The following is a 21,066-nucleotide window of genomic DNA, read 5'->3' on the forward strand; positions in this document are numbered from 1 at the left end:
CAGGAGGTGAGCGGTGGCCGAGGGCACCGTGGAGTCCTGGGAGCGGCAGAGCGGGGAGTCGGTCCAGGCGTTCGAGGCGTTCGCCGTGTACCGCGATCTCGGCCCAGCGCGGAGTGTCACGAAGGTGGCACGGGAGTTGGATAAATCCCGCGCGCTGGTGGGCCGGTGGTCGCGGCAGTTCGCATGGGTGATGCGGGCTACGGCCTACGACCGGGAGCAGGACCGGCTGTTCCTCGCGGAGCAGGCGCAGGCGCGGCGGGACATCGCCCGCAGGCACGCGAAGTTGGCGCAGGCCGTGCAGAGCAAGGCGGTCGCGCGACTTCAGACGCTCGACCCGCGGGAGCTGTCGCCGTCGGAGCTGCTGCGCTACATCCAGGTCGCGGCGGAGATCGAGCGGCGGGCCGTGGGTGAGGCGCCAGCGGCTGGGGCGGTCGAGGACCGGGACCAGGGCTTGGACGTGGCCTCCTTGTCGGACGAGGAGCGCCGGGCCCGGATGGATCAGTTGCGCCGGGAGCTGGAGCGCCGGTTGTCGGAGGGCGCGCAGTGAGCCGGGGCCGGGCCAAGCGCCGCATGGTCGAGGGGTTCGCGGACCCATCGGTGATGAGCGACGAGCAGTTGAAGGCTGAAGTCGCGGCACTGGTCCGGGCTGATGAGCTGTCGGCGCGGCGGTGGGCGTGCGAGGTCCCCAACTGTGACGGGCTGCCCCACGCGGGGTGGCTGCATCACCATGCCCGTGCGGCGCAGCGTCAGCCGCTGTGGCTGTGGACGGTGTGGATGCTGCTCACCGGCCGTGGCTGGGGCAAGTCGCGGACGGCGGCGGAGACGGTGAGGGAGTGGGCGCAGACACCGGGGCTCCAGATCGCGGTGGTGGCGAAGAACGCGACGCTCGTGCGGGACATCTGCTTCGAGTCACCGAAGTCGGGGCTGCTGTCGGTGTTCCCGCCGGAGGAGGTGGCGAAGTACAACTCGTCGCTGGGTGAGACGACGCTCCGGTTGACGAACGGCACGCTGATCCGGGGGTTCGGTGCGGAGACGCCGGACAACCTGCGTGGCTGGGCGTTCGACAAGGCGTGGTGCGACGAGTACGCGGCTTGGTCGCGGCACACCGCGCAAGAGGTCTACGACATGCTGTGGTTCTGCCTGCGTGAGGCGGACACCCCGCAGGTCGTCATCTCCACGACGCCCAAGCCGCTCCCTCACGTCAAGCGGCTCGTCGAGCGCGGCCGGGAGCAGGAGAAGGCACACGGGGAAGGCGGGGCGCCGCCTCGGGTGGTGTTGACCCGCGGGCACATGCGGGAGAACGACGCGAACCTGTCGGCGGCGGCCCGTGAGGAGCTGGAGGAGGAGTACGCCGGCACCCGGCTGGGGCGGCAGGAGCTGTCCGGTGAGCTACTCGAGGACGTGGAGGGCGCGCTGTGGAAGGGCTGGATGCTGGAGGTCGAGGGTTTCCGGCCCCGGCCAGAGCATCTGCCGGACCTCCAGCGCGTGGTGGTGTCCGTGGACCCGGCGACCAAGAGCCACGAGAACGCGGACATGACCGCGTTCACGGTGGCAGGGCGCGGGTTCCCGGTGGAGACGATGTTCGGGGACGACCGTCCCCGCGGGTATCTGCTGCACTGCGAGCAGGACCGGTACACGCCGACGCAGGCAATGAAGCGGGCTGCCGCGCTGTACCACGAGCACCGGGCGGACTGCGTGGTCATCGAGGCGAACAACGGCGGCGACTACCTGCCCGCGCTCCTGGAGCAGGTGGATCCGACGGTGAACTGGCGCATCGTGCACGCCACGAGAGGGAAGCGGGCGCGGGCGGCCCCGGCAGCGCAGCTGTACGAGCAGGCTCGGGTGTCGCATGTCGGCCCGGCTCGGCGGTTCGCCGAGCTGGAGGAGCAGATGACCACGTTCGTCGGTCAGGGCGAGACGGAGGACTCGCCTGACCTGCTGGACTCAGCGGTGTGGGCGCTGTGGGATCTGTTCCTCGATCCCACGATGCCGCCACCGCGTGGCGGGGACGACCGGCGGTTGAGCGGACGGCGCTGACTCGGGTTAGCTACCTCTGCCCGTAGTGATCGCGTGCTCCAGCGTTGCGCATGTTGTCGGGTGCCTCAGAGAAGCACGTCCGATCTCCCCGATGGGCGCAAGTCACTGTCCGCGTCGGGAAACTGCTGGACTTCGTGGGTGGTCAGTCGCAGCCGGGACGGCAGCCGCAGCCGTCCCCTCCGTCCGTGGACGGTGCCGTTGCGGCAGATGGGGTCGCGCAGCAGCCCTTGCCTTGCCAGGCGTCGCGCCCTTCCTTGATCGCGATGGCGGCGATGACGAGAGCGGCGATGGGGTCGGCCCAGGACCAGCCGAGGGTGGCGTTGAGGACCAGGCCGATCAGGAGCACGGCGGAGAGATAGGTGCAGAGCAGAGTCTGCTTGGAGTCGGCGACCGCACTGGCGGAGCCGAGTTCGCGTCCAGCTTTCCGCTGGGCTGCGGACAGGAACGGCATGATGGCCAAGGACAGTGCGGCGATCACGATGCCGGGGATGGAGCGTTCGGCTTCGCCGGTGCCGGTCAGGGCGTGGACGGCGTCGACGGCGACGTAGGCGGCGAGTGCGAGGAACGAGACGGCGATGATCCGCAGAGTGGTCTTCTCGCGAGCCTCGCGGACGGCGTAGTCGGAGGCGGAGAACTGCCAGGCGACCGCAGCGGCGGATGAGACCTCGATGACCGAGTCCAGACCGAAGCCGATCAGGGCTGTGGAGGAGGCGAGGGTGCCAGCGGTGATGGCGACGATCGCCTCGATGACGTTGTAGGTGATGGTGGCGGCAACCAGCAGCCGTATGCGCTTGGTGAGCACGTCGCGGTGGGCCGGGGAGGGACCGAGGGATATCACGGTCATCCGCAGCAGCCCTTCTCGCCATCATCGGTGCAGGTGCGGTCGGTCTCAACAGCCACCACGGCGGTACGGAGGTCGTCCAGCGCGTGACCGAGCCGTGCATCGGCCAGCTCGTAGCGGGTGCGGCGGCCGTCGGGCACCGTGACGACCAGGCCGCAGTCGCGCAGGCATGCCAGGTGGTTCGACAGCCGGGTGCGCGAGACGGCGAGTGCGTCGGCCAGGTCGGCGGGATAGGCCGGGGCGTCGTGCAGGGCGAGCAGGATGCGGCAGCGGATCGGGTCGGCGAGCGCACGGCCGAACCGCGCCAACACTTCGATGTCGGATGCGATGCTCAGCATGGCAACGAGAGTACATGCTTTCCTGAATTCAGGTAAACGTGGATCGTTCTCACTGTCGAGCGGCGGATGGGCCAGTCGGCTGCGGGACCTAGGCTGATGCAACGGCGCGGGGCCGACTTTCCAGGAGTGGATGTGGGCCTGCGCCAACTCGTGATCGATGCGTGGTCGTGGCTGAACTACAAGCCAGTGATGGCGGAGGCTGGCCGTCCAGGCAGCCGCGCGTTCCCAGAGCTGACTAAGACATGGGTGCCACCGCATGAGCTGCGGCGGCTGGCCGCGTACAAAGTGTTGGCGTCGTACGACAACAACCAGGCAGGGCAGCTTGCGGCGGCCGGTGGCGACGCGAGCGCGATGGAGCGGCGGGAGCTGGGCGACGCAGCGAACCTCGTGGACACTGCGCTCGGCTACCTCCTCGGCTCGGACCAGAAGGTCACGGTCGAGGGTGCGGAGCACGCCGATGATGAGACGCCGACGCCCGGAGCGGCGGAGGCCGCCGCGGTCCAGGACCGGCTGCGGAAGTGGGCGGACAAGGAGCTGCTGACGTTCCGGGTCCAGCAGGCCGAGCGTGCGGCGGTGCTGCTCGGGGACAGCGTGATGGTTCTGGCATGGAACCCGGAGAAGCAGCGGCCGACGCTGCGAGTCTACGATCCGGGGTTCTTCTTCCCCCAGTGGGACGACGAAGACGAGGACTTCCCCAGCCGGGTGCATCTGGCGTGGGAGCTGCCGGCGGACGACGACGCCGGGCTGAAGGCCCGGGTACGCCGGGTGACGTACGAGCTGGGGCCGATCTCTGAGGGCGGCGAGGACGGAGACGAGACGGCTGCGGCTGGTGGGCGGCAGTACCCGTGGGAGCCGGGGCGGACGTCCAACGTGACGTGCTACCTCACGGACGCGGAGTGGCTGCTGGAGGACCTGAAGAACGGCGAGACGCTGGACCGGCTGCCGATGGACAAGGCGAGCTTCCGGGTGCGGCCGGACGGTACGGAGCTGAACCGGCTGGATCTGATGATCGACTTCGTGCCGGTGGTGCACATCGCGAACACGATCCCCGACGGCGGGGAGCACTGGGGGCGCTCGATTTTGGCCCGGGTTCTGCAGGCGCTCGACGAGCTCGCGGCTACGGACTCTGACAGCTCGGCGGCCTCGGCGACAACGGGCACGCCCATCATCGGGCTCGCGGGTGCGCGGCTTCCGGTGGACCGGGCGACGGGCAAGCCGCAGGAGCTTCAGGTGAAGGCCGGTGCCGTATGGCAGCTCGGTGAGACGGGGCGGATGGACGCCCTGGACACGTCGCCTCAGCTGGCCGAACTGCGGGCGCGGGTGGATCACCTGCTGGAGCGGATCGCGGCGAACAGCCGGGTGACGGCGGCCGGGCTCGGGACGCTGGAGGCCACGGAGGTGCCCTCGGGGTACGCGCTGAAGCTGGCGCTGGGGCCGCTGGATGCGTTGATCGGGATGATGCGGTTGGCGAGGGAGCACAAGTACCGGCTGCTGTTCAAGATGGTGCAGCGGCTATACCAGGCCGGGCGGGCGGAGGGCTGGACGGCCGGGGAGACGCTGCCGGCGCGGCTGGCGTGGGCACCGCACACGCCGACGGACCGGGGCGCGGTGCTGGAGGAGGTCGTCAAGGCGTACGGGGCGGGGGTGCTGTCGCTGGAGACGGCGGTGGCGATGCTGCTGGAGGCCGGGTACCCGATCAAGGACGCCTCGCAGGAGGTGGAGCGGATCCGGGCGAAGGCGGAGCAGGAGGCCGCGGTGCGGATGGCGGAGACCGCCGTGGGGCGCGGCTCGCCCGAGGCGGAGCAAGGCCAGGAGTCACGGGGAGAGGTCGATCAGGTCGGCCGCAGTGGTGAGTTGGAGCGGACTGGTTCTGGGCGTTGATCGTTGTCGACGGTGGTCTGAGCTCTTTCAGTCGTCGTTGTTGTTCCGGCCTTGCATGGCTGCTCGGGCGTCCTGCAGAGCGCGGATGAGTTCCGGGAGCTGGCGGAGAAACCCGGTCAGCAGCATGAGGCAAAGGCCGAGGAAGCCGAACGCGGCGAGTGCCCATCGGGTGAGCGTGTCCCAGTCCAAGTTCCTTCTCCTGCTGCGGTCGAGGGTGAGGGGGTCCGGGCGAGGCCCTGACCGCGAGCGGTCGCCCCGGTGGTTGAGTGATCTCAACGTTGCCGGGGATCGCGTGGCACTGCTACGCCAAACCCTGGCCACTTTGCCGCCACTTCGGCCATCACGTCCCTGATGAGGCAGGTTGAAAAGAAATGCTTCTTCCGGTTTGTGTCGCCGGACATCGCGAGGAAGTGGCGACAAAGTGGCCAGGCTTTGGCGTAGCGATGCCATGCCTCGATGTGGTATTTGCTATTGCCCGTATGCCGTCTTTCCGGCGCGTCAGGCAGCGGCATGCCCGTCTTGGCTACACTGATCGGCAGCGCGGGGGCGCGCTCTGGAGGAGATGTATGGTCCGGCCCCTGCCGCCTCGCCGTCCTGTCGGCCACCGCCGTGACGGGCGGCCGATCTACCCGATTCTCGGTGCCTCGTCGGAGGACGAGACGAACGACCAGCTCGATGACGCCACGGACGGCGGCGGTCAGGAGCAGCAGGTCACGGTCACCCAGGACCGGTTGGGCAAGATGCTCACCCGCGAGAAGGCGCAGGGCGAACGGGCCGCGATCAAGCGGCTGTTGTCCACGCTCGGGTTCGACTCCCCGAAGGCGCTCACCGAGTTCGTGACCGCGCAGCGGGAGGCCGAGCAGGCCGCGCTGTCGGAGGTGGAGCGCCGGGAACAGGCTGCTGCCGAGCGGGAGTTGCAGGCCGCCCGCCGGGAGGAGCTGGCCGCCGAGCGGGAGCGGGCGGCGCTTCGCCGGGCCGCGCTGGTGGCGCTCGGCGCGGAGGGCGACGATCTGGTGGACGCGGAGCGTCTGCTGGCCGTGGACGACGAGGACGCGGACGAGGCGCAGATCCAGTCGGCGGCCGAGGCCCTGCGAGCCAGGCGTCCGGAGCTGTTCGGTGAGGTCCGCACCCCGGTGCCGGCCGCCCCCGCGGGAGCACCGGCAGGGCGTGGCCCGACCCGTACGGCCCCGGTGTCCAAGCCCGGTTCGGCCGGGCTGGAGATGGCCAAGCGCCGTGGCCTGATCCCGGAGTTCAGCGACTCCGCAGCCCGATAGTCCGGGCCTCAGACCTTGGGGGACCACGCCCCCTGAACTTCGTGGACGGCATCGCCTCCGTGGGCGGTGTGCGGAATCTGACCGCAGCGTCCATGGAGACACGCACATGACCATCCAGCCCGTATCGACGTCCGAGTACACGACCGCCAACCGCGAGTGGCTGGCGTCGCTGCACGGCACCGACTCCGTCGACACGATCACCCTCGACCTGAACCTGTTCTGCGAGGGCACGCACTACGTGTGCGGCGACGGCTGCGACCCGTACGGCCGGGTCCTGTCCGGTGTGCCGGTCGGCAGGGTCGCGGAGTCCGGCCTGTACGGCCCGTACGACCCGGAGGCGCACTGCGGTCGCCAGATCCTGCGCGGCTTCGTGATCGCCGAGGCCCCGTTCGCGCCGGGACAGACCCGTGTTCCGGCCGCGCTGCTGTGGCACGGCGCGGTGAAGGCGTCGAAGGTGCCGGGCGGCATCGACGTGTCCCAGCTCGTGTGGCACCCGCGTGCCGCGCAGATCCGCTTCGTGTGAGCGGGGGCTGAGCTGTGACGATTCAGGACCTGCTCAAGGACGTCTCGGTCATGGACCTGACGGCGTTCGCCAGGGCGATCCCATCTCCGAAGGACTTCCTCCTCACTCAGACGATCTTCCCGACCGTGGAGATGCGGGAGGTGAAGTGGCGTACGAAGGACTCCGGCCGGTACGTCAATGTCGCCAAGTACCGGGCGTTCAACGCCTCGGTTCCGTTCGCGACCCGTGAAGCGTGGCAGACGTCCCGCGAGGGTGCGCTGCCCGCGCTGGGCCAGAAGCTCGTCGTCTCCGAGCAGGAGCAGATCCTGCTGGAGGCGTCGCACGGCTCGGATCAGGACCGGCTGATCGAGTTGCTGTACGACGACGTGGAACGGCACGTCGAGGCCATCCGGTCCCGGCTGGAGCTGGCCGCCGGCGACGTGCTCGTGGATGGCCGGTTCACGCTGGAGCAGGAGAACGGCCTGACGCTGGAGGTGGACTGGAACGTCCCCGCCGAGAACATGCCGGTTTCCCGTATCCCGTGGTCGGACCCGGCCTCCGACCCGATCGCGGACGAGCTGCGGTGGATCCAGCACCTGGACGACATCGGCGCGCCGGAGCCGGAGTTGGTGATCACCAGCCGGAAGGCGTTCAGCTACCTGGCGGCGAACAACGCCTACAGGGCGGCCTACTACGGGTCCGTGAGCCCGTCGACCACGCCGACGGCGACGCTGACCCCGCAGCAGATCAACGTGGTGCGCGGCAACTACAGCCTGCCGCCGATCCAGTTCTACAAGGCCCAGGTGCGGGTGGACGGCAAGCCCCGCAAGGTGCTGCCCGAGGACCTGTGGATCCTGGTGCCGCCGGAGCGGGAGAAGTGGGCGCAGACCATGTACGGGGTGACCGCGGAGGCCCTGGTGCTGTCGCGCGGCTCGAACCCGGAGATCATCCGGGAGGACGCCCCCGGCCTGATCATCACCCGAGGCGTCCAGGATGACCCCGTGCAGATCTGGACCAAGGGCGCCGCGGTCGGCATGCCCGTCATGCACACCCCGGACGCGCACATCGTGGCGAAGGTCCTGTGATGGCGGGCCGCGGGCGGCTGAAGGCCGCGGTCTACGTACAGGACCCGACCACGCGGGAGGAGCTGATCCTGCTGCCGGGCGAAAGCCCGGCCCTGGAGGTGGCCGAGCTGATCACCAACCCGGACGCCTGGGACGCCCTGACGCAGGACGACGCCGATCCGGAGCCGGTCGCTGTCGGCGAGCCGGACCCGACTGCGGGCAGCGCCGAGCCTGACTCGGGACAGGGCGAGGCCGGCGGGGGCGGCACGAAGAAGTCGGCGTCGCGGCGGACACGCTCGTCCTCTGCGTAATACGCTCACGCGCGCGGCCCGGAGCCGGCTTCCCCCGTCTGGCTCCGGGCCGTGCCTCGTATCGAGGGATGTGAACCTGGTGGACGAGTTCCAGCGGTCGTGGCTCCTCGCGCAGCTCGGCCCGGACTCTGACCCGGCCGACCTGGAACGCCGTTTCTTCCGGCTGCGGTCGGTGCGCGCCGTCGCGCTCGAGGTCCTGGGCGAGCGGCGCGCCAAGCTGTTGGCCGACCCGTTGAAGGTCACCGTCGACGGCGTGGTGACCATGGACCTTCAGGAGAACCTACGCGGGATGGAGCGGCAGATCGAGCAAGTGCGCCAGATCGCCTCGCCGGAGGGCTCGGATGACCAGGACGAGGCCGACGAGATGCTTGGCGTCACGTGGCTGCTGCCCACACGCCGGTACAGGTAGGGGCTGACCGCCGGCGCGAGCCGCAGTCCTGTGTGGGCACGTCCAGCCAGGCTGGACGTGCCCACACCCCTTGATCTCGTAGGCGCCGTGGTCGGAGTTGCCCGCCGAGTACGAACTCGGATCAGCCTGCGGGCCTGTCCACGAGGTCCCCCATGCTGCCAACGTCTCCGGCCGACCAATGCTCGCTGAGCAGGAGTAGTCCCTTGTTCATCAAGATCTCCACCGCCCGATAAGGCTCCGCGATGACCTCAGGTTCCGGATAGTAGATCTTGACCGTCTCGGCCATCAGACCGTCCGGGTCCAGACCACCGGTGTCGTAGTTGCTCCCGCCGCGGGTGCCAGGAGCGCGGGTGAGGTCGACCTGGTTTTCGATCGCGTAGGCGAAACCGAGACGTACTCGGTCCGCCAATTGCGTCTTTTCCGAGATCCCCAGCCAGTGGATGAGATCCGCTGCCGCCTGCGTCGCCTCGATGGTGAGCGCGATGTTCTTGAGATCAGCCATCAGACAGCCGCCCTCCGGCGTTCGATCACAGTGTGCTTGGAACTTCGCCGCTCCAGCTGATACTCGGCCACCAGATTGCCCCCCAACGCCTGAAGTGCGGCGGCTCGATCAAACTCCCCGTCGAACGAGAGCAGGATCACCTGGCGCGCCATTCGTGGCAGAGCCGCCACCACATGCGCCGTGTTGTCGGCGTCCAGTCGACCGAACGGGTAGTCCATGACCACCGGGCCTCGGACTGCGGCGCTGTCTTGAAGCGCGGCAATGAGAGACAAGGCCACGAGATGCTCATAACCTGCGGAACGTCGGACAACTTCCCCGTCCTTGTCGAGGATCTCAAGCCCGTAGCTGTCGGTGATGCGCAGCCCCACGTAGTCGGGCTCGGACGCCAGGACGCGGAAGATCTCCGAGGCGTGCGCTTCGACGCGGCGGCGAAGCTTCGTCCTGTACGCGTCGATCGAGTCGCTGAACAGGTCGCGGAGTCGTTGCGCCACCTCGTCCTTCAACTCGATGGTGCGGTCGGGGGTCACCTGCTTCCGGAGCCGACGCTTGAAGTCCTCGATGTCCGCCTCTTTCTTGCGGATTTGGACGTCAATAGCGGCCAAGCGGTCCTTGTCGCGCTCCAGCTTGGCGTGGCGCTCGTCGCGCTCCGTGGACAGTGCGCGCACTTGCTCTTCGCTCTGCCCGATCTCGTCGATCTGCTGCCTCAGTTCGGCGATGTCGCCGTAGAGTTCTTCCTTCTCCAGCCGCACTTGGCGAAGGTTGGCGTCACGCTCCACGATGAGTCGAACGTCTTGCTGGGCGAGACTCTGGAGAGTGCGGCGCTTGGCACGGAGCCGGTCCAACCGGGTCTGGACGTCCTCCTGGTGCCCGGCAGATGCGATTCGTTGGATCTTCTCGGTCAGTTGGTCCCGCAAGGCCGACGGAATCTCGCGGTGGCATACAGGGCAGTCGGGAGCTGTGTGCAGATGCGTCAGATCTCGCATGGCTGCTGCGGCTTCGCTGAGCTCGGACTCCGCCGTTGCGACAGCGACGTCGACCTCAGCGAGACGAGCAGTGGCGGAGCGAGCCAGAACGGCTTTCCACAGGTCTGTGGAGAGTTCGTCTAGCGCGTCGATCGCCGCTGTTTCGCGACCTTCCACGCCGGCGATCTGGACCTGCAACTGGTCGATCTTTCCCAGGATGTGCTGAGCCTTCTGCTGCTCGCGCATCAAGACGTCGAGCTCGGAGATTCGGTTCTGGGCAGCTTCGATCTGAGACTCGACATCGCTGTAGTCCTTTTGGTGACGATCGCGAATGTCCTGCGCTTCCTTAAGGGCCAGCCCCATACGGTTGGTCTCGTGGTTGGCGGCGTACTGCTCGCTCAGCTGCTTGGACGCTGCTCGGGAGATCGCCACAGCGTCCGCCTTGGCGTTTCCGACAATCGGAATGCCGAGAACCCGTTCGATGCTCCGCTCAAGCTCCGCGCCCTTTTCGCTTCCAGGATCCAGGAGATCCTCGTACTGACGAAGGAGCTCGCCGTCGAACAGAAAGAACTGGCTTACCGATTCCGGGGCGATCATCTGGATGATCCTCCTGGAATCATCCGGAGACAGCACTTCACCGTCGCGCTGCAAGATCACGGTTTCGGTTGGGTGGGTGCCCTCGTCGTAGCGGCGGATCAGACGGTAGGGAACTCCATTGTCATGGAAGTCGAGCACCGTTTCGAAGGCTCCCACGCCGCCGGCTTCTTTGCGGGCCTCTGTGTTTACCAGCTCCGAGGCGTCTTCGGCGCCGCGACGACCATGAATTTCACCGTACAGAGCGTATCGGAAGGCGTTGTGCAGGGTCGTCTTACCACGCCCATTCGGCCCGTAGACGATGTAGACGCCGCGATCGCTGGAGAAGGTCATCTCTTGGCGGCCCCGGTAGGGGCCGAAGTCTTCGACCGTCAGTCGATCAAGAGTCAACATCAGCTTGCCCCCTCCGCAGCCGCTCGCTGGGTAACCCAGCGGTTCACGATCTGCTCCGTACGCTTTCGAGCTTCGGCGTGGTCTTCAGCGAATTCGTGCTGCACCCCAAGGATCTCGCTGACTAGCTCCGGATCCAGATCTGGATAGCGTTCCTTCCGGACCTCTTCAACGGTCGCCAGCAAGTCTGCCGTCTCTTCATTTCGGTCAGGCATCTGCTCCCCCCTCATCATCTTCGATACCCTTAGGCCGGATCTCATCAAGCTGACTGAGAGACAACCCCATCGATACCCACTTGTCTTCCAGAATCGAAACGGAGCTCTGCGTGATGCTCCAACCGGCGAATTGGATGGCTCGTGATAGCTCGCCCACAACGAGAGGCCACGATGGGTCGTCCCTCTGCGTAGCTTCCGGCAGAACCAGTACGTCAATTAGTGTGGCAACGGTCTTGTTGGGTGAACGTCGAAGGATCCGCCCTCGTCGCTGAATGAACTCGCGAGGATTTCGCGAACTGGCCAGGATGAGCGCGTGTGAGGCCGAGGGGATATCTACACCCTCATCCAGGCACTTGATCGCGACCATGATCCCGCCGCTGATATCGAATAGCCTCAGCGTGGCTTCCGCATCGCTGCGCATCTGACTGTGGTATTCCAATGACGGAATTCCTCTAGCCGACAGTGCTTGTCGCACCAGGGACATTTGGTCTTGGTTATCGCAGTAGATGAGCCACTTCTGATCCTTTTCGGGACGATAATGCTCTGCCACAAGTTCAGCAGCTCTGGACACTTTGAAGGCTGCGCCCTTGGCAATGCGGGCGCGCTCGATGAGCTTGCGGCGCAGTTGGTCTTGAGCGTGGGGCGCGGCGCCGGGCGCCTGTGCCATGGCGTATCGCTGCCGGATCTCGCTCGTCAGTCGGTCCCAGCGTTCCTTTTCGTCATCGGTCAGGTCCACCCACGACGGGTGGTAGACGTACGGGGCCAGTACGCCGTCGTCGAGTGCGTCCTTCAAGGTGTACTCGTGGATGACGCCCCCGAAGTAGCTATCGACCGCATCTGTGCCTTCTGGGTCGTTGGCTCGTTCGGGCGTGGCGCTGAGTCCGAGACGCCAGGGGGTATCCAGCCACTCAAGGATCGTGCGGAACCGAGGACTGCCCAGCCGGTGTGCCTCGTCAGCAATGGTGAACACTTTGTTGGCCACAGGCCGCAGTTGTGCCCGAAACGCGGGGCTGGACGCAGTGTTGAGGACCGCGATCAAGACGTGCTTGCGTCCAGGGCGACTTGACTCCACGGCGGCGCGGAGCGCGCCACTGCGGCTCCAGCGATCGTGGCCACCGCCGGCCAGCACTGAGCGGGCGCCCAGCAACTCGTGGACCTGCTTTGCCCACTGGTCCAATAGCAGGCGGGAGGGCACGAGGATCAGCGGCGTCAGACCTTGCTCCAGGGCAAGGCCAGCGGAGTAGAGACCTGTGATTGTCTTGCCGGAGCCCGTAGCGTGGGCCAGCAGGCCGGCGTGGTCGTTCGCTTCCCAGGCACGTACCGCGCTGCGCTGATGCTCGCGTAGCTGGATGCCTCCGAGAGTGAACTCGTCCTTGGGCGGTCGACCGATGCGGCCAGCAGCGGCATCGCGTAGAAGAGCGACGAGGTCCGCGTCCTCCGCGACGTGCTCCAGTTCCTCTCTGATCTCGCTGGGAAGGCCGATGACGGTGACACCGGGGACGACCCCTTCCCAGAGTCTCTCGAAGCGAGCGACGGCATGGCGGGCCCGCTCAGCGTCACGGCCGCCCTCCCAAGACGGCCACACGTCAATCGACTCGATGTTGCCGTCAGGCGAGAGTCCGAGGTAGCTCTCGTTGGCCGACCCGCGGAAGCCGACGACATCACCATCGGTGTCAGAGAAGAGTCCGACTTTGTCGTGAAACATGCGCTTGTTGTGAATGGACGCCTTGGGCGTGACGCGGGCCAATTTCACGTCCAGGCGGCCCGCAGCGACCAGTGCCGCCAGCAGGCGTGCCGTATCGGCATGAGACGAGCGAAGAAGTTGAGCGAGTTCACCTCGCAATTTGGTGACGAGCTCAGCATCATCGCGCACTTCGTAGCCGTACACGAGACTATCGGCGTCAGCCCTGCTCAACCTGGGTGAGCAAAGCATTCGCATGGAGCCTGAGTTTTGAAGGAAGAAAGTCTCAAGGCCGGACTGAATAAGGTGGAAGGCGGTTGAGCTGAAGAACCCGGTGATGCGGTCATAGGAGGACGCTTCACGCAGGCATGGGTCATAGAAGTCGCGGGGAATGTCGTCAGTGTCGGTGGTGTACTCAGTTCGCAGGTTGCCGAGGTCCCTGAGCATCAGAACAACCCCTCGCACATTACTTCGTTGCTCAGGTCGATTCGCAGGTTCAGCGCCTCCACCAGGCGATGTGGGCGGGCGGCAACGATCGTCTCGGTCAATCCCCCGCGGAGCCTACGAGAGCCGTGCGAGATATCCTTCGCCAAGGCGGCCCAGACAATTTCAGGCGGAGTCTGCACGTTCTTGGAGAAGGTAAATCCTCCGTTCATGTCGTGCAGATCGGCGTCCCACAGGATGAACAGGTTCCAGTCGGGGTGGTACCCCATCGCGATCGGCCGAATGTTGTCGGCGCGGTCGAACCAGCGCCGCTTCTCCTTGGGGGACGCCGGCTGTCCGTCGCGCGTGACCCCGACGGACAGCTGGATCTTGAACGTCCCCTGCTGGCGCTCGGAGGGATGTTGGGTCGCCTGGTAGACGTAGAAGCGAAGGCGGGGAGGCAGCGGCGAGGCTAGATCGAGTATCAGTGGCTTGCGCGTCAGCGCGTCGTCGGAGGGCAGCGCGGCGACACCCGGACCCAGAGCGCGGATGAGCACGCGATGCAGGTAACCGCTGGTGGCGTTCCGGGCGGGTCGGTACCGCTCCTGGAACTCGTCCTCCGGCAGCGTGAGCCAGCCGGGTGTTGTCGATCCCACGCCTCCCCCTCGTCCGCAACCCTACTTGTCCGTCGTTGACCACGTACACAGTCTCAGACGCCACTGACATTCCCCCTGGCCCGAGCGATTCTGCCTGGTCCGGGGCGGCACAGATGCAGCCAGCAGCCCCCCTGGGCCGCTATAGTGGCAGGCGTTGATCAGTTGCGGAGGGGCTCTACATGCAGGACGTCCTTGATTGCCTGCGGTCGGGTCGCGTTTGCTACACCACGCCGCGCGGCGCTCAGCTCACAGGGGACAGCTTGGAGCTCCTCGGCGAGCTGCCGGCGAACAGCGTCGACCTATTCATGACAAGCCCTCCCTTCCCGCTCCTGCGCAAGAAGGCGTACGGGAATGAGGATCAAGACGAATACGTCGAGTGGCTCGTGGAGTTTGCGAAGCTCGCGAAGGATGCACTCAAGCCCACGGGTAGCCTCGTGATCGACATCGGTGGCGCTTACCAACAAGGCGTCCCGGTGAGGTCTCTGCATCAGTTCCGTGCCCTGCTCGCATTCGTTGATGATCTCGGCTACTTCCTGGCCGAGGAATTCTATTGGTACAACCGCTCGAAGCTACCTTCGCCCATTGAATGGGTGAACAAGCGCAAATGGCGTGCCAAGGATGCAGTCAATACAGTTTGGTGGCTTTCCAAAACCGAGCAGCCAAAGGCGGACGTCGGTCGGGTTCGCGTACCCTACTCCAAGTCCATGCAGCAGCTATTGAAAAACCCGGCAGCCTATTACAGGCCCAAGAAAAGGCCATCGGAGCACGACATTGGCGAGGCGTTCGGCGTCGATAACGGTGGCGCGCTCCCTTCTAATCTGCTCGACATTCCCAACAGTCAGTCCAATGACGCGTACCTCCGTACGTTGAAGGCGATGGACGTAAAGGGTCACCCGGCTCGTTTTCCTCTCAAGCTGCCGGCTTTCTTCATCGAGATGTTGACTGAGCCGGGGGATCTTGTTGTGGACTTCTTCGGCGGGTCCAACACGACTGGAAGAGTTGCGGAAAATCTTGGCAGGGATTGGCTGTCGTTCGAACTGGATCCCGCATACGCTGCCCTCTCTGCTGTGCGATTTATGGAAGGGCAGAAGCCGGAGAATATTCGGCTCGCAGTGCAGCAGATCGAGGCTGGTGCCACGCTGGAACTGAGAGGCAGCTCGGGCCATCTGAGCGAGCAGACCGAGGCGGACATCAAGTTGAAGCCCGTAGACGCGTCAACCCAGCTGAGCATCGACGCTGGATGAGGGACCGGCGGCGTCGAGCTGAGACGCGGCGATGGTGCCTCGCAGATGTTGCTGCCGGGTAAGTTGATGACGGACTCGGTGAAGGCCCAGTAGCTCCCCGACTAACGTCGTCTGGCTGCTCCAGTACGCGTGCTGGCTCTCCCGAGAGCCAGCACGCGTACTGCTGTATGTGGCGACCGGAGTGGTGGAGCCGAGCCAAAGCCAATCTTTCGTGGTCGGTCCACCAAGTGCTGCCGTGTCCTATCGGTGAGCGAGATCCTGCCTGGGGCCTCCCTGCTGGGGGCCGGAGTTGCGAGGGTGCGCCGGGTTGAGGAACCACTTACGGGCCGAGGCCAGCCACCAGGCACCGCAGAAGGCCACGACGACGCCGACCGCGACGGGCGCGTAGTTGAAGGTGCGCGCGGTGATCGGTGACGTCTGGGGCAGCATGAAGAGCACGGTGATCACCAAGACCCATGCGATGGCGATCGTGCCGACGACGGTGGACCAGGAGCCGAGGTGCCAGGGGCCGCGCTCGAACCTGTCGCCCTGGCGCAGTCGGAGGAAGGTGGGGATCACGTAGGCGATGTAGAGACCGATGGTCGCGATGGAGGTGACAGCCGCGTAGGCGGTGCTGTTCCACAGGTAGGGCAGGCCGAGAGCGAAGGCCCCACCGGTGGCGAGCCAGACGGCGTTCGTGGGGGTGCGAGTGGCCGGGTTGAGCTTGTGCCACGTCTTGGAGAAGGGGAGCGCGCCGTCGCGGGAGAAGGCGTAGATCATCCGGGAGTTGGCGGTCACTGAGGCCATGCCGCAGAAGAGTTGGGCGACGATGATGACCAGCAGCAGCCACTTGCCGGCCGCCGCGCCGAGGGCGTCCATCAGGATCTGCGCCGGTGGCACCCCGGTGGTCGACTCGAGCGCGCCCGAGTAGGAGTGGATGGCGTAGGTGAAGCCGAACAGCAACACGAAGCCGGCGGCGAGGGAGACGAGGATCGAGCGGACGATGCCCTTGGGGCCGGCGGTGGAGGCGTCGATGGTCTCCTCGGTCATGTGGGCGGAGGCGTCGTAGCCGGTGAACGTGTACTGGGCCATGAGCAGTCCGATGAGCACCACGTAGACGCTCGACGAGAAGCCGGTGTTGTTGACGAACTCGCCGAAGACGAAGCTAGTCGACTGATGGTGGTCAGGGATGAGCACCAGGGCGCCGCAGATGACGACGACGCCGAGGATGTGCCACCAGATGGACACCTCGTTGAGGAAGGCGACGATGCGCACGCCGAAGGTGTTCAGTACGCCGTGCAGGACGAGGATGATCCCGAAGAGCGTGATGGTGTGGCCGGGCGTGGCGGCGTAGCCGAACTGCAGGTCCAGTAGGGCGTTGAGGAAGGTGGCGGCGCCGAAGTCGATGCCTGCGGTCACGGCTATCTGGCCCAGGGTGTTGAACCACCCGGTGAACCACGCCCATGCCGCGGCCGTTCTCGCGGGCGCCATGCGGTGCGCCCAGAAGTACAGGCCCGCGCTGGTGGGGTAGGAGGAGCAGACCTCCGCCATGGACAGCCCGACGAAGAGCGTCATGAAGCCGACGAACAGCCAGCCCCACATGATCACCGCTGGCCCGCCGGTGTTCATTCCGTAGCCGTAGAGGGTCATGCAGCCGGACAGGATGGAGATGATCGTGAAGCTGACGCCGAAGTTGGCGCGGCCCGACATGGAGCGGGAGAGCGTCTGCTGGTAGCCGAGTTGCTTCAGGCGTTCCTCGTCAGAGACGCGAGAGACATCGAGGGGCACAGGATTTCCGTCCTTCGTTCGTTTAAGGGGTAGTTCGAGGGTTCAGCGGCGTCGGCGCCGCGGTGGGCTGTAGGCCCAGGCGCGGTGCCGTAGGAACAGATCGCGGGCCTGTCCGCAGTACGACCAGGGGACCTGCGTGGCGTAAGGGCCGATGGCGTCGAAGACTTCCAGGGCCTCGCTGTGACGGTTCGCGAACGACAGGGCGTGCGCTAGGTAGTTGGCGTCATCCGCGAAGCAGGCGTGCGGTCGCGGGGCGCGGTAGCGCCACCAGCCCTCCAGCACGTGGTCGATCTGCGGGCAGTCGACCCATGGATGGATGGTGAGCCCGTAAGCGTCGCGGTCCTGCTCCTGGCGGGTCCGGTGGGCCTCGGCGATCACCACGAGTGGCAGAACCGCGATCGGCAGCCCTTGAGGGGCGATGGCCGCCTGCTCCTCGGCCCACCACATCGCCTCGCCCTGCTCTCCGTGGTAGCGGGGGAGCAGGAAGGTCACGACCTCGTGGTGCGCCTCGCGATTCCATCGGTCGCGCTTGATGATCTCGTCCCACACCGCGTTCAGGGTCTTGCGGTTCGGGGCGTGGGTGCGGAGCAGCGCGAGCATCACGACCAGCGGCGCCACGTCCTCGGGCCACGTTTCCAGGGTCGCGCGACAGGTGGCCCAGGCTTCCTCCATCAGGCCCCGACCGCTGCTGCCTGGCCCGGCGATCATGGCTCGGAGGGCCTGAACGTTGGCCAGGAGGGCGAGTGCGTGCGGCGAGCGCGGTTCGGCCCTTGCCCAGGTGTCGGCGAACCGCAGGCGGGCTCCGGCCTCGGCGAGTACCTGAAGGCGGAAGATCCGGCGATCCCAGTCCGTGCCGGTCGCCGCCAGCAGATCCCGTGCCCCCTCCCAACGGCCCATCGCGGCGTCCTCCACCGCCGGCCGCAGCGCGACGTCGTCGCGCGCCGGGTGCTGATCGAGCGGGACGCTCTGGTCGCTCCGGTGCCGGGCAATCACTGGACCCGCCAGGTCATCCGAGGTTCGTCATACACGAACCCGAGCGACGTATAGAGCGGATCTCCCTCTGGGCTGGCCGTGAGGCTGATGCGCTTGCAGCCGCGCACGGCCATCCAGCCCATGAGGGCCGTCACCACTGCCCGGGCATAGCCCCGCCTGCGGAACTCTGGATCGGTGGCGACGGTGCTGATGTCACCGTTGAACGGCTTGCTGCTCCCTGGGCCAGGAAGTCGAGGTAGGAGAAACCCCACCGCACAGGACGCCACGCGGCCGGGAGCCGCATCCACCACGAACGCGGCGGCCGTGTCCGGGCCATCGAGCATGGCAGCGAACACCTGCTGGCACTCCTTGACCCACGGCCCGTCCGGTACATCCCGGGGCCTGCTCCAAGGCACCGCCGGGCAGGTCAGCGATAGCTGGCGCAGGCGGGCCAATTCCCCGGCGTCGGCGGCCACCGCCCGTCGCACGGGACGCTCACAGCCGTTCCTCCCGTTCAGAAGTGTGTTCTTGATTGCGGCGGTGCCCGTGAGATCCGTATCCTGCTGGGCAACGCGTTGATGGAGACGAGTAGCCCGGGATCACGCGAGCCGAGAGAGCCGCCGGAAGCTGGAAAGGCGGCCTCGCGCCCCGAGGCGAAGACCCTCCTGAGCGCGGGGAGGAACGACCCCGTTCGGTGGTCCAATGCCCCGCCGATTGGCCCCCGTCAACGGGCCCGAATGAGGCCGCCACGCTGTGGCGGCGAAAGTGCGGTGGCACCGCGAGTTGCCCTTCTCGCCCGCACTCCCAAGGGATCATGACGACGTCCTTCGGAGGACCGCAATGATCCAAAGCCGCGTACACGTCTCTGACCTGCGAGAACACGTCGGCCGTACCGTCACTGTCTGCGGGTGGGTAAACACCCTGCGCCTGCAGCGCAAGATGCAGTTCGTCATCGTGCGGGACAGCACCGGCATGGTGCAGGTGACCCACAAGCGTGACGACGGGCCGCTTGAGGCCCAGCTCGAAGCTCTCACCCCCGAGTCCGCAGTCAAGATCACCGGCCGCGTCGTCGACGCTGAGCAGGTCAAGCTCGGCGGCCTGGAGCTCGTCCCTGAGTCGGTCGAGGTCCTGAACCTGGCCGCTACGCCGCTGCCGATCGACGAGCACACCGGCATTGAGCATCGGCTGGACTGGCGCTTCCTGGACGTGCGCCGTCGGACCGCCACACAGCTGATGTTCGCCGTGCAGACCACCCTGGAACAGGGGATGCGCGAGTACGCCTACGCGCAGGGCGCCACGGAGATGCACACCCCCAAGCTCATGGGTACGGCGTCGGAATCCGGAGCGGAGGTCTTCAAGCTCGGCTACTTTGGCCGCAGCGCCTACCTGGCGCAGTCGCCGCAGTTCTACAAGCAGATGGCAATCTCGGCCGGCATCGAGAAGGTCTTCGAGATCGGCCCCGTCTTCCGTGCCGAGCCATCGTTCACCTCCAGGCACGCCACCGAGTTCACCGGCGTCGACGTCGAGCTCGCCTGGATCGACGGCGTCGAGGACGTGATGGCGTTCGAGGAGCAGATGCTCGCCCACGCGATCGCGAAGGTCGCCGACTCCCACGGTGAGGCCATCCGAGAGCACTTCGGTGTGGAGATCACCGTCCCGACGACGCCCTTCCCCCGCATCACCATGGCCGAGGCGCACGAGATCCTGCGCAAGGGAGGCTGGGACCCGGAAGGGATCAAGGAGGACCTGGACCCGGAGGGCGAGCGCAGCATCAGCGCCCACATCCAGGAGGCCACCGGGCACGAGTTCGTGTTCATCACGCACTACCCGGTGAGCATCCGGCCCTTCTACCACATGCGGCCGGCCGACGACCCGAGTGTGACTCTGAGCTTCGACCTGCTGTGGAAGGGGCTGGAGGTCACCACCGGCGCACAGCGCGAGCACCGGTATGACGTGCTGCTGAAGCAGGCCGCCGAGAAGGGCATGAGCCCAGAGCCGCTGCAGGACTACCTGAACGCGTTCCGGTACGGCTGCCCGCCGCACGGTGGCCTGGGCATGGGCCTCGGCCGGGTGCTGATGGTGCTCCTCGGGCTGGAGTCGATCCGCGAGGCCACCTTCCTCTTCCGCGGACCGAACCGTCTCACGCCGTAACCGGCTGATGGGCGCGTCCCACGACACGGGCCGATGCCTCGTGTCGTGGGACGCGGTCTCAGTAGCGGACGCTGCGCAGGTCATGCGTCCACGCCTCGGCAGGGTTCTTGTCCCAGTAGGCCCGTAGCGCCAACTCCCGTTCGGAGAAGCGACCCTGGTGGCACAGGCCGCCGTGGGAGAGGGTGACGCTCATGGCGAGCGACGACTCGGTGGTGACCCAGTGGGGGGTCAGGGCATGGCTCCACAACTGGTCGCCGGGCCGCACGACGACGGACTGGCGGTCGGCCGCGTCATGCTCGGGCGGCTCCTCACCCGTCGTCTCGCCGATCACCGCGGCCTCGGCCGAGAGGTGCTTGTCGGGTGCGAGGTAGCTGTGGAACGTCTTGGTGCCATGCACCTGCCAGACCAGACCGTGCGAGTTGTCGTTGTGGTACGTCGAGGACGCGCCTTCGGTGGACAGGAAGAGGATCGGAGCCAGGCGCTGCCAGGTGAAACCCCGGGCGGACAGATGGGCGCGCCAGGGGATCATCACCTCGTCCTGGAAGCCGTGCAGAAGGTCGTCGTAGAAGCGGCTGAGGTTGAAGTGCACCAGCCGGAACGGCCACGTGACGATCTCTTCGAGCGGGGCGGTGCGGAAGGCGGCGGTGCGGTCCATGCGCACCTGCCAGTCGTCGTCTCCGAGGATCGTGAAGCGCACTTCCGTGTCCTGGCGGATGTGGTCGAGGACGTCGATGGCGGGCAGGAACGTGTAGTCGAAGGGGACCTCCAGGGAGAAGTTCGGTGGTTGCCGCCACCGATGTGTGAAGTCGTCCGGTGTCGTGATCGTCATAGGGCGGTCCATGAAGTCGTGTA

The 21,066-nt window shown here is 66.6% G+C and carries 22 protein-coding genes; 10 read left to right on the forward strand and 12 right to left on the reverse strand.

Annotation, left to right across the window (positions count from 1 at the left end):
* The first annotated feature begins 13 nt into the window (after nt 1-13).
* Both AMK26_RS36570 and AMK26_RS02845 read left to right on the forward strand, forming a co-directional pair.
* The gene (locus tag AMK26_RS36570; protein ID WP_073751550.1) at nt 14-547 is read left to right on the forward strand and encodes a hypothetical protein; all 534 of its coding nucleotides are present in this window, start codon (nt 14-16) and stop codon (nt 545-547) included.
* On the forward strand, nt 544-2,037 hold the full coding sequence (locus tag AMK26_RS02845; RefSeq protein ID WP_073751552.1) for a terminase large subunit domain-containing protein: 1,494 nt from the start codon (nt 544-546) through the stop codon (nt 2,035-2,037). Before AMK26_RS36570 ends, AMK26_RS02845 begins: the two co-directional genes overlap by 4 nt.
* A 142-nt stretch (nt 2,038-2,179) precedes the next feature.
* On the opposite strand, the gene AMK26_RS02850 is transcribed toward AMK26_RS02845, so the two are convergent.
* Together AMK26_RS02850 and AMK26_RS02855 are read right to left on the reverse strand one after the other, a co-directional pair.
* Nucleotides 2,180-2,881: a cation transporter gene (locus tag AMK26_RS02850; RefSeq protein WP_073751554.1), complete on the reverse strand. Its 702-nt coding sequence runs from the start codon at nt 2,879-2,881 to the stop codon at nt 2,180-2,182.
* A complete protein-coding gene (locus tag AMK26_RS02855; protein WP_073751556.1) occupies nt 2,878-3,216 on the reverse strand; it encodes an ArsR/SmtB family transcription factor in 339 nt (112 codons plus the stop codon). The genes AMK26_RS02850 and AMK26_RS02855 overlap by 4 nt, the downstream gene beginning before the upstream one ends.
* Nucleotides 3,217-3,462: 246 nt before the next feature.
* Here AMK26_RS02855 and AMK26_RS02860 point away from each other — a divergent pair, with 246 nt between their 5' ends.
* Nucleotides 3,463-5,097 (forward strand): hypothetical protein, encoded by a 1,635-nt coding sequence (locus tag AMK26_RS02860; protein WP_143608439.1) that lies wholly within the window; start codon nt 3,463-3,465, stop codon nt 5,095-5,097.
* Between the two features lie 27 nt (nt 5,098-5,124).
* On the opposite strand, the gene AMK26_RS36885 is transcribed toward AMK26_RS02860, so the two are convergent.
* The gene (locus AMK26_RS36885; protein ID WP_158071100.1) at nt 5,125-5,286 is read right to left on the reverse strand and encodes a hypothetical protein; all 162 of its coding nucleotides are present in this window, start codon (nt 5,284-5,286) and stop codon (nt 5,125-5,127) included.
* Between the two features lie 377 nt (nt 5,287-5,663).
* Here AMK26_RS36885 and AMK26_RS02865 point away from each other — a divergent pair, with 377 nt between their 5' ends.
* The 5 genes from AMK26_RS02865 (at nt 5,664) to AMK26_RS02885 (ending at nt 8,657) form a co-directional block, all read left to right on the forward strand.
* Entirely contained in the window at nt 5,664-6,371 is a 708-nt protein-coding gene (locus AMK26_RS02865; protein WP_073751560.1) for a hypothetical protein, read from the forward strand.
* 106 nt (nt 6,372-6,477) lie between these two features.
* Nucleotides 6,478-6,894, forward strand: coding sequence for a K structural protein (locus AMK26_RS02870; protein WP_031070169.1), 417 nt, complete (start codon nt 6,478-6,480; stop codon nt 6,892-6,894).
* Between the two features lie 14 nt (nt 6,895-6,908).
* Nucleotides 6,909-7,958: a major capsid protein gene (locus AMK26_RS02875; RefSeq protein WP_073751562.1), complete on the forward strand. Its 1,050-nt coding sequence runs from the start codon at nt 6,909-6,911 to the stop codon at nt 7,956-7,958.
* Entirely contained in the window at nt 7,958-8,248 is a 291-nt protein-coding gene (locus AMK26_RS02880; protein ID WP_073751563.1) for a hypothetical protein, read from the forward strand. The genes AMK26_RS02875 and AMK26_RS02880 overlap by 1 nt, the downstream gene beginning before the upstream one ends.
* A gap of 79 nt (nt 8,249-8,327) precedes the next feature.
* A complete protein-coding gene (locus AMK26_RS02885) occupies nt 8,328-8,657 on the forward strand; it encodes a hypothetical protein (RefSeq protein WP_073752967.1) in 330 nt (109 codons plus the stop codon).
* Nucleotides 8,658-8,778: 121 nt separating this feature from the next.
* On the opposite strand, the gene AMK26_RS02890 is transcribed toward AMK26_RS02885, so the two are convergent.
* From AMK26_RS02890 to AMK26_RS02910, 5 genes are read right to left on the reverse strand one after another with little or no spacing between them, the layout of a single operon-like run.
* The gene (locus AMK26_RS02890; RefSeq protein ID WP_073751565.1) at nt 8,779-9,159 is read right to left on the reverse strand and encodes a hypothetical protein; all 381 of its coding nucleotides are present in this window, start codon (nt 9,157-9,159) and stop codon (nt 8,779-8,781) included.
* A complete protein-coding gene (locus tag AMK26_RS02895; RefSeq protein ID WP_073751567.1) occupies nt 9,159-11,108 on the reverse strand; it encodes an AAA family ATPase in 1,950 nt (649 codons plus the stop codon). Before AMK26_RS02895 ends, AMK26_RS02890 begins: the two co-directional genes overlap by 1 nt.
* Nucleotides 11,108-11,320, reverse strand: coding sequence for a hypothetical protein (locus AMK26_RS02900; RefSeq protein WP_143608441.1), 213 nt, complete (start codon nt 11,318-11,320; stop codon nt 11,108-11,110). Before AMK26_RS02900 ends, AMK26_RS02895 begins: the two co-directional genes overlap by 1 nt.
* Nucleotides 11,313-13,448: a DEAD/DEAH box helicase family protein gene (locus AMK26_RS02905; RefSeq protein WP_073751571.1), complete on the reverse strand. Its 2,136-nt coding sequence runs from the start codon at nt 13,446-13,448 to the stop codon at nt 11,313-11,315. The genes AMK26_RS02900 and AMK26_RS02905 overlap by 8 nt, the downstream gene beginning before the upstream one ends.
* Complete coding sequence (locus AMK26_RS02910; RefSeq protein WP_073751573.1) at nt 13,448-14,080, reverse strand: hypothetical protein; 633 nt, start codon at nt 14,078-14,080, stop codon at nt 13,448-13,450. The genes AMK26_RS02905 and AMK26_RS02910 overlap by 1 nt, the downstream gene beginning before the upstream one ends.
* A gap of 179 nt (nt 14,081-14,259) precedes the next feature.
* Between AMK26_RS02910 and AMK26_RS02915 the strand changes: the two genes are divergently transcribed.
* On the forward strand, nt 14,260-15,324 hold the full coding sequence (locus tag AMK26_RS02915) for a DNA-methyltransferase (RefSeq protein ID WP_073751575.1): 1,065 nt from the start codon (nt 14,260-14,262) through the stop codon (nt 15,322-15,324).
* Between the two features lie 240 nt (nt 15,325-15,564).
* Here the strand turns inward: AMK26_RS02915 and AMK26_RS02920 are convergent, their stop codons facing one another.
* The 3 genes from AMK26_RS02920 to AMK26_RS02930 are packed head-to-tail and all read right to left on the reverse strand — an operon-like array spanning nt 15,565 to nt 18,551.
* The gene (locus tag AMK26_RS02920; protein WP_073751577.1) at nt 15,565-17,091 is read right to left on the reverse strand and encodes an amino acid permease; all 1,527 of its coding nucleotides are present in this window, start codon (nt 17,089-17,091) and stop codon (nt 15,565-15,567) included.
* A 42-nt stretch (nt 17,092-17,133) separates the two neighbouring features.
* Nucleotides 17,134-18,084, reverse strand: a complete 951-nt coding sequence (locus AMK26_RS02925; RefSeq protein WP_241837773.1) for a hypothetical protein — start codon at nt 18,082-18,084, stop codon at nt 17,134-17,136.
* The gene (locus AMK26_RS02930; protein ID WP_073751579.1) at nt 18,081-18,551 is read right to left on the reverse strand and encodes a GNAT family N-acetyltransferase; all 471 of its coding nucleotides are present in this window, start codon (nt 18,549-18,551) and stop codon (nt 18,081-18,083) included. The genes AMK26_RS02925 and AMK26_RS02930 overlap by 4 nt, the downstream gene beginning before the upstream one ends.
* 352 nt (nt 18,552-18,903) lie before the next feature.
* On the opposite strand from AMK26_RS02930, the gene aspS reads away from it, so the two are divergent.
* On the forward strand, nt 18,904-20,214 hold the full coding sequence (gene aspS, locus AMK26_RS02935; protein ID WP_073751581.1) for an aspartate--tRNA(Asn) ligase: 1,311 nt from the start codon (nt 18,904-18,906) through the stop codon (nt 20,212-20,214).
* 58 nt (nt 20,215-20,272) lie between these two features.
* On the opposite strand, the gene AMK26_RS02940 is transcribed toward aspS, so the two are convergent.
* Nucleotides 20,273-21,043: a hypothetical protein gene (locus AMK26_RS02940; protein ID WP_073751583.1), complete on the reverse strand. Its 771-nt coding sequence runs from the start codon at nt 21,041-21,043 to the stop codon at nt 20,273-20,275.
* Between the last annotated feature and the right edge of the window lie 23 nt (nt 21,044-21,066).

Origin of the sequence: Streptomyces sp. CB03234 (assembly GCF_001905885.1) — a bacterium.
GTDB lineage: Bacteria > Actinomycetota > Actinomycetes > Streptomycetales > Streptomycetaceae > Streptomyces.